Annotated in this window: 1 protein-coding gene; it reads right to left on the reverse strand. The window is 44.2% G+C overall.

The genetic code is table 11. The annotated features are described in order from the left end of the window. Positions 1 to 386: 386 nt before the first annotated feature. On the reverse strand, positions 387 to 2,638 hold a 2,252-nt coding region (locus BU200_RS10290), incomplete at its 5' end, for an SA1320 family protein (RefSeq protein WP_142237051.1).

Here is a 2,638-nt window from a genome sequence, read left to right on the forward strand (position 1 = left end):
TAATTGAGTTCAGCCTAAAACCTCGGAAAAAAGATAGACTTCCTTGTGTTCATCGAACACCTCGTCAGTCTCCTATTTTTCGTTCGTTTTTTTAACGGCTTCACATCTTATATAACTGAACTCGGACTAAGCACTGGGTGAAAAAGAGCGATAACTGTTTCAGTTTTAGCTGATGCTGGTTCTTTAAGAAATAGGCTGAAAACCTCCACTGGAGCTTTTCACTCGTCAAAACTCCTATTTTTCCGTAGCTGTTATGAGCTTGCTCGTTGTACAGATACGGATGCCCTAAGGGTATGCCTTTGCTCGCTTCCATAGTCTAAGGATAGACTGTGGAAGGTGGGAGATAGAACGAGTGCAACTCGTGTCAAACGCTCTCGTATCTTAGTTTAATTAATAGAAAATTGATAGGCCTTAGATTCTAAGACACCGCTTGGTAGGGTTTCTCCTCCATCTTGGTCTCCGAAACAGTCTCCGACCAATTGATTGAAATAGCTGGTCAATTGGCGAACCTTTCCTAGCTGTTCTGATAGGCTTGTAATGGCTTGACCTGTCATCTGACTGGAGATTGTTGTGATCACATAGTCTAGCTCCTGCAGGATACGACTGCTATAACTTTGGATTATTTTATGACTAGCAATGATCTCGTCCAGATCAAAAGCAGTATAGACCCCCTCCTCAATGATTGCCTTTAATTGAGGTTTTAGATTTTGCAGGTCGCTTTTAGCAGAACGGATCACCTCAAGTGCTCCTATCACATTGTCTGTGAGGGGTGGGAGTTCTTGCTGGGCAGAAAGAATGGCTGCTGAAGTGGTGGTATCATATAATTCCACCAATTGACCCCAGTAAGTCCGCGTGACCCTTGTCTTATCATCTACCATCTGTTTCTTATCGACATAGATCCTGATGTCAAAAGAAGCTTGCACCGCATCCACCGTATGCTGAAAGGGCAACAATTGCTCCGTCCATCTTTCTAAAGAATATTGAACTTGTTGAAAGGCTTCTGAAAAGGCAACTGCCACCTCCTTGGCATACTGATTGCTGCGTTCTTCTACTTGCTGATCAAAGGCCTGTAAGACATCTTTCACATCATCAAAAATAGCCGACTCTTCCAGATAAGCCTGATAAGAAGTTGGCACATGCTGGACGGAAAAACCTGCCATACTACTGCCACTGGACAGTTGACCTTGCAGCCAATCATCCATCGCTTTAAAGTTATTGGCTAAACTCAAGGTTAGGCGCGATACGTTTTCGACTGCCGTCTGCAGTTCCTTAAGATTTTTTTGCTCTACTTCCAAGACTTCTGTTAAGGATTGGCTAATACCGTCTGGTTTTCCCTCCCGCAACCCTGTCCCCTCAAAGATGCTTTCACTCTTCTTTTTGAGCCTTTCAGCTGTGTCTTCCAAAACCATAGAGGACTTGAGGGCAGTTGGGGTTGGATTGATGGGAGAGCCATTCTGGAAACCGCCCCGTTTCTCATCATTCAATTGCTGTGCCAGATGTCTACTATTTTCCGCAAGGCGAGACAGCATACTATTGTAGGCAGAAAGTTCCAAGTAGGCACCGGTCTCAATATAAGCTGGATCTGAAATCGGATTGGTCAAGGTGCGAGGAGACGATAGGTCTTCAAAGATCGTCTTTTTATTCAGCATCTGACCAAGAGAGTCGTGAAGCCGGTAGAAGACCTCGGTTAGCCTTGTTCCCTTAAAACGCTGGACAATACTTTCTTCCACCCTCTGCTTTCGTGTCTCAAAATCTCCTTGGATATTGGCATTTTTCTCTTGGCAGAGCTGACACGCTCGGATCATGGCTGGAATATCCGTCAGGGCTAACATCCTTAGATTACTCGAAAGCATTCTTAGACTATCTGGATTGACCTTAATCGTCCGACCGCCTGCCTGATCGAGCTTGCCACTTGCGAGAAACAGGTTCCTCGGGTCAACCTTATCAGGATCCAGATGGATATCCTCCACACCGTCTCCGTCAATATCAACTCCTGCTCGGTAATTCTGCCGATCCACAACGAGACCGTATTTGTCAATGAGATTGCCCTTGGTATCGTGGTCATACCCACCCCACATATGTTGACCAATCAGCCCCTCTGAACTTTTTTGTGAGTTAAATAGTATGACTTGTCCAACTGCTCCCTCTTTTTGATCATATCCAAGTCCAACAATATCTAGAGGGTCTACGTAATTAAAAATCCGATTATGAAGTATCTCCTCTTTTCTTCGTTGCTCCTCATCCATTGTTCTATAAATATTAGGACCGTTATAGACATAAACGCCTGAAACCCGATCTAAGTATTCCTCTTGCAAAGAGGTGACAGTATATTGAACACTCATTGAACCTAGTGAATGACCATAAAAAGAAAACGTAGCATTTCCATACTTGGCTAAACTGTCATTCCCAAAATCAGCTGCTTTTCGCAACTGGCTTGTGCCCCGTGTAGGAACCATATCTGGAACCAGTATACGTAAAGCCATAAGCGCGTCATTCGCCAGCCAGTCCGCGGTAACATCCCAAGGTTTTTCTAAAAACTCGTTGAAACCACTTGAACCACGATAGAGCATGGTGACATGTTTTACTTTATCATAATCAGCCTGACTAGGATTTTCTGGTAACTTCACATCTGTCACGA

Origin of the sequence: Streptococcus acidominimus (assembly GCF_001921825.1) — a bacterium.
Lineage (GTDB): Bacteria > Bacillota > Bacilli > Lactobacillales > Streptococcaceae > Streptococcus > Streptococcus acidominimus.